General features: G+C 65.1%; 6 protein-coding genes. 2 read left to right on the top strand and 4 right to left on the bottom strand.

What is annotated here, in order from left to right; genetic code table 11:
- A partial coding sequence (locus EOC06_RS32010) for an aminotransferase class III-fold pyridoxal phosphate-dependent enzyme (protein WP_128309666.1) occupies positions 1 to 902 on the top strand: 902 nt, incomplete at its 5' end.
- Between the two features lie 8 nt (positions 903 to 910).
- Positions 911 to 2,014 carry an alcohol dehydrogenase family protein gene (locus EOC06_RS32005; RefSeq protein ID WP_128309665.1) on the top strand — a complete coding sequence of 368 codons (1,104 nt, stop codon included), beginning with the start codon at positions 911 to 913 and terminating at the stop codon, positions 2,012 to 2,014.
- A gap of 12 nt (positions 2,015 to 2,026) precedes the next feature.
- On the opposite strand, the gene EOC06_RS32000 is transcribed toward EOC06_RS32005, so the two are convergent.
- The 4 genes from EOC06_RS32000 to EOC06_RS31985 form a co-directional block, all read right to left on the bottom strand.
- The gene (locus tag EOC06_RS32000) at positions 2,027 to 3,073 is read right to left on the bottom strand and encodes an ornithine cyclodeaminase (protein WP_128309664.1); all 1,047 of its coding nucleotides are present in this window, start codon (positions 3,071 to 3,073) and stop codon (positions 2,027 to 2,029) included.
- 29 nt (positions 3,074 to 3,102) lie between these two features.
- The gene (locus EOC06_RS31995) at positions 3,103 to 3,732 is read right to left on the bottom strand and encodes an FMN-binding negative transcriptional regulator (protein ID WP_128309663.1); all 630 of its coding nucleotides are present in this window, start codon (positions 3,730 to 3,732) and stop codon (positions 3,103 to 3,105) included.
- A 4-nt stretch (positions 3,733 to 3,736) separates the two neighbouring features.
- Positions 3,737 to 4,618: a branched-chain amino acid ABC transporter permease gene (locus EOC06_RS31990; protein ID WP_128309662.1), complete on the bottom strand. Its 882-nt coding sequence runs from the start codon at positions 4,616 to 4,618 to the stop codon at positions 3,737 to 3,739.
- A gap of 5 nt (positions 4,619 to 4,623) precedes the next feature.
- On the bottom strand, positions 4,624 to 5,269 hold a 646-nt coding region (locus tag EOC06_RS31985; RefSeq protein WP_164898846.1), incomplete at its 5' end, for an ABC transporter ATP-binding protein.

Here is a 5,269-nt window from a genome sequence, read left to right as displayed (position 1 = left end):
CCGGTTCGCTGACCGGGCTCGACCTGTTCCACAACGCCTTCGACTTGCCGCGCGCGCCGATCCTGCACACCGAGGCGCCCTACTACTTTCGCCGCGCCGACCGCTCGATGAGCGAGGAGCAGTTTTCGCAACATTGCGCCGACAAGCTCGAGGAGATGATCCTGGCCGAAGGCCCGGAAACGGTCGCCGCCTTCATCGGCGAGCCTATTCTCGGCACTGGCGGCATCGTGCCGCCGCCGGCTGGCTATTGGGAAAAGATCCAGGCGGTGCTGAAGAAGTACGATGTGCTGCTGGTCGCCGACGAGGTGGTGACGGGCTTCGGCCGTCTGGGCACCATGTTCGGCTCCGACCATTACGGCATCAAGCCCGACCTGATCACCATCGCCAAGGGCCTGACCTCGGCCTATGCGCCGCTGTCGGGCGTCATCGTCGCCGACAAGATGTGGCAGGTGCTGGTTGAGGGTTCCGACAAACTCGGTTCGCTCGGTCATGGCTGGACCTATTCGGCGCATCCGATCTGCGTTGCCGCGGGCGTCGCCAATCTCGAACTGATCGACGAGATGGATTTGGTGACAAATGCCCGTGAAACCGGCGCCTATTTCCGTGCCGAACTGGCCAAGGCTGTCGGCGGCCACAAACATGTCGGCGACGTGCGTGGCGACGGCATGCTGGCGGCGGTCGAGTTTGTCGCCGACAAGGATGACCGGGTGTTCTTCGACGCTTCACTCAAGATCGGGCCGCAAGTGGCGACGGCGCTTGCCGCAAGCGGGGTCATCGGCCGCGCCATGCCGCAGGGCGACATTCTGGGCTTCGCCCCGCCGCTCTGCCTGACCCGCGAGGAAGCCGACATCGTCGTGTCGAAGACCGCCGATGCCGTGAAGAGCGTGTTTGCCAATCTCTGAGATCGACTATGAATGCCATGATCAGAACCCTCCCCGCCACCATGGCCGCCGTGCTGCTCACCGGGCACGGCGGACCGGAAAAACTCGTCTACCGCAGCGATGTGAAAGTGCCCGGGCCCGCTCCCGGTGAAGTGCTGGTCAAGGTCACCGCTTGCGGCATGAACAACACCGATGTCTGGGTGCGCCAGGGCGCCTATGGCACGGAGGAGGATGCTGCGGCCGTGTCGACATGGCGCCGCCAGGGCAACACGCTGAGCTTCCCCCGCATCCAGGGCACCGACACCGTCGGTATCATCGCCGCTGTCGGCGAAGGTGTGTCGCCGGACCGTATCGGAGAACGGGTGATGGTCGATTTCTCGATCTACAACCGCGATGACGATTCGCTCGCCGATATCGACTATATGGGCCACGGCCGTGACGGCGGCTACGCCGAGTATCAGACGGTACCGGCCGAGAATGCGCATGTCGTCGACACCGACATGAGCGATATCGAACTCGCCACCTTCTGCTGCGCCTATCTCACCGGCGAGCAGATGCTGGAGCGCGCCGGACTCAAGGCCGGTGAACGCGTGCTGGTCACCGGCGCTTCGGGTGGTGTGGGTTCCGGCATCGTGCAACTGGCACGGGCGCGCGGCGCCATTCCCTATGCCGTCGTCGGCAAGGGCAAGGAACAGGCGGTGCGCGACATCGGCGCCGAGGCTGTCATCACCCGTGGTGTTGCCGACCTGCCGCAAGCCGTGAACGAGGCGACCGGAGGCCAGCCGATCGACGTGGTGGCCGACCTCGTCGGCGGCGCGGTCTTCAACGACCTGTTGCGTATTCTCAGGCCCGAGGGCCGTTACACTACGGCCGGCGCGATTGCCGGCCCGGTCGTGCAGCTCGATCTCAGGACCATGTATCTGAAGCAGTTACAGCTGCATGGATCGAGCCAGGGCACGCGCGCCGATTTCCGTCGCATAGTTAGGTACATCGAGGCGAGAAAAATCCGGCCGCTGGTCGGCGGCGTCTACAAGCTCTCCGATTTCCACCATGCGCAGGCGGATTTCATCGCCAAGGATTTCGTCGGCAAGCTGGTGGTGGTGCCGGATGCCATGTGGGGCTCGGCTGGCTGAACAACGCTCGTCTCAACCGTGCTGGGCCGCTCTTAGCAGCATGCCGAACAGGTCGCGCGGCTCGTCGGGGTCGGCCAGCATGTCGAGTTCCTGATAGAGGCCGGTCGAGCGCAGCTGATCCCTGACATAGCGCAGTGCCGAAAAATCCTCGATGGCGAAACCGACCGAATCGAACAGCGTGATCTGGCCGGGATCGCGCCGGCCTTGCACGGCGCCTGACATCACCTGCCACAACTCGGTCACGGGATGGTCGGCCGGAAGCTGCTGGATCTCGCCCTCGATGCGGGTCTGCGGCGGGTATTCGACGAAGATGTCGGAGCGCAGCAGGATATCGCGGTGCAGTTCGGTCTTGCCGGGGCAGTCGCCACCGACCGCGTTGATGTGCACACCGGAGCCGACCATGTTGTCGGTGAGGATGGTGGCGTACTGCTTGTCGGCGGTGACCGTGGTGATGATGTCAGCCCCTTCGACCGCCTCCTGCGCGGTGCCGCAGGCGACCATGTCGAAACCGAGACCAGCGAGATTGCGGATGCATTTTTGCGTCGCCGTGCGGTCGATGTCGTAAAGCCTCAGCCTGTCGATGCCGAGCAGCGCCTTGAAGGCCACCGCCTGGAATTCGGCCTGGGCGCCATTGCCGATCAGCGCCATGCAGCTGGAGCCGGCCGGCGCCAGGTATTTGGCGGCCAGAGCCGACATCGCGGCCGTGCGCAGCGCGGTCAGGATGGTCATCTCCGACAACAGCACCGGGTAGCCATTGTGGACATCGGCGAGCATGCCGAAAGCGGTCACCGTCTGGCGGCCTTCGCGCATGTTCTTGGGATGGCCGTTGACGTATTTGAAGCCGTAGACCTCGCCGTCGCTGGTCGGCATCAGCTCGATGACGCCCTCGGCGCTGTGCGAGGCGACGCGCGGCGTCTTGTCGAACAGCTCCCAGCGGCGGAAATCATCCTCGATGTAGCCGGCGAGTTCGACGAGGAAGCGCTCGACGCCGATCTTCAGCACCAGCTTCATCATATGATCGACGCTGACGAAGGGCACGATGTTGAGATTGGGAATCATTTTTTCTTATCCTTGCCGCATGCGGGCGGTCAGTCCTGGCGATGCGCGTTGTGCGCCTTCATCATCGCCGCCAGCGCCGGATCGTTTTGCTCCAGCGCCCTGATGGCTCCGCCTGTGTCATAGAGGCGCTCATCCTGCCCCATCTTGAACTTGGCTTCGAGCCGCCCGACCGGCAGCTCAAACCCTATGATACCAGGTATGCGCCGTTCCATGCCGCCAGGCCCCAGCTCGCGCATGCGCCAGCGGTCATCGCGATCTTTTTCCAGCACGTCGACAAGCTGCAAGAGATGCCGGGCGGTGGCGTGCTCGTCGAGCGGCACCGGATGCCCATGACAATGCACGACAGCAAAATTCCAGGTCGGCGCGCTGTCGCGCACCGGATTGCGCGGATACCAGGACGGCGAGATATAGCCATGCGGGCCGTGGAAGATGGCGACGGTCTCCCTGCCTTCGCTGATCAAGGCGCTGTGCGGATTGGCCCTGGCGAGATGCGAGACCAGAGTTCCGTTTTCACCCCGCGCGCGATCGAGCACGAAGGGAAGATGCGAGACGACAAGGCCCTGCGGTCCCAATGTCACCACCGTGGCAAAGGCCGCCGCCTCGATCAGGCCGAACACCTCGTCGCGCGACAGTGGCGCGAACTCGAGCTTGGTATACATCAGGTCAGCTTCGCTGGGCGCGAACCGCCGGGATCAGGCCTTGCGGGCGAACCAGCAGCACGGCAATGACACCCGACAGCACGATGGCGTCGCGATAAGGGGCGATCGCTCCCGGCAATGTCGCTTGCAACAGCACCTCGATGATGCCGAGCAGGAAGCCGCCGGCGACAGCACCGGGCAAGCTGCCGAGCCCACCGACGACGGCGGCGATGAAGGCCTTCAGCACCGGCGTGAAGCCCATCAGCGGATCGACCGAAGCGCGCTGCGCCACCCACAGCATGGCCGCCAGCCCGGCCAGCAGGCCGGAGAGCAGGAAGGCGGTGGCGATGATGCGGCTGGCCGGAATGCCCATGAGGCGCACGACGTCGAAATCTTCCGCCGCGGCGCGCATCGCCGTGCCGGTCACCGAGCGGCGCAGGAAGATTTCGAGCGCAATCAGCGCCAGTGCGGAGACGACGATGGAGATGCTGGGACCGACGCCGATGGTGAAGTCGCCGAAGGAGAAGGCGCCGGTCATCCAACCGGGCATGGCGACAGCTTGCGGCCGTGCCGAGATGCCGTTCTGGAAGACGACCTTCAGCAAGCTGGAAACCGCGAAGCTGGTCAACAGCAGGCTGGTGACGCTGGCGCCACGCATCGGCCTGAAGGCGACGCGCTCCATGGCGACGGCGGCGAGCGCGCCGCAGGAGACGGCGACGAGCACCGCCACCGGGAAGGGAAAACCCAGCACCAGCGAGGCCAGAAGCGCATAGCCCGACAGGGTCATCAGCTCGCCATGGGCGAAGTTGATCAGGCCGACGATGGAAAAGACGATCGCCAGCCCGAGCGCCAGCAGCGCATAGACGCCGCCGAGGCTCACCGCATTGATGATCTGCTGCGCGATCATGCTTCTTAAGCTCCCAGATAGGCTTGCCGGACGAGGTCCGAGGAGGCGAGTTCTTTTGCCGTTCCCGACAGCACCACCTCGCCATTGGCGAGCACGACGGCGCGGTCGGCGATTTCGAGCGCCAGGGCTACATTCTGTTCGACCAGGAGGATGGTCAGGCCCTTGCGGCGCAGTTCGGCGATCAGGTCGAAGACGGTGTCGATCAGTTGCGGGGCAAGGCCGAGCGAGGGTTCGTCGAGCAGGATCATGCGCGGCTTGCCCATCAGCGCGCGGGCGATGGCCAGCATCTGCTGTTCGCCGCCCGACAGATTGCCGCCCTTGACGCGATGGTAGCGGCGCAGGATCGGAAACAGCTCCAGCATTTCCTCCTCGCGCAGCCGCGCCTCGGCCGCCGGCTGGTGCACCGCGCCGCCGAGACGAAGATTGTCGGCCACCGTCAGGCTGGCGAAGATGCGGCGGCCTTCGGGAACCAGCGCGACGCCCTTGCGGGCGATCGCCTCCGGCGCCAGGCCGGTGATGTCGACACCGTCGAAGACCACCTTGCCGGATGCCGCCGGCACCAGCCCGGCGACGGCGCCGAGCGTCGAGCTCTTGCCGGCGCCGTTGGCGCCGACCAGCGCGATGATCTCGCCGCTGTCGACGGTGAGGTCG

The organism is Mesorhizobium sp. M7A.F.Ca.MR.362.00.0.0 (assembly GCF_004023175.1).
Lineage (GTDB): Bacteria > Pseudomonadota > Alphaproteobacteria > Rhizobiales > Rhizobiaceae > Mesorhizobium.
Note: the sequence above shows the minus strand (reverse complement) of the source record. Positions and strands in the feature narration are given on the sequence as shown.

What these genes read in the sequence shown, in the direction of transcription:
- EOC06_RS32005 (WP_128309665.1), top strand. Translation starts at nt 911, where the DNA reads ATGAATGCCATGATCAGAACCCTCCCCGCCACCATGGCCGCCGTGCTG.
- EOC06_RS31990 (WP_128309662.1), bottom strand. Translation starts at nt 4,618, where the DNA reads ATGATCGCGCAGCAGATCATCAATGCGGTGAGCCTCGGCGGCGTCTAT.
- EOC06_RS31995 (WP_128309663.1), bottom strand. Translation starts at nt 3,732, where the DNA reads ATGTATACCAAGCTCGAGTTCGCGCCACTGTCGCGCGACGAGGTGTTC.
- EOC06_RS32000 (WP_128309664.1), bottom strand. Translation starts at nt 3,073, where the DNA reads ATGATTCCCAATCTCAACATCGTGCCCTTCGTCAGCGTCGATCATATG.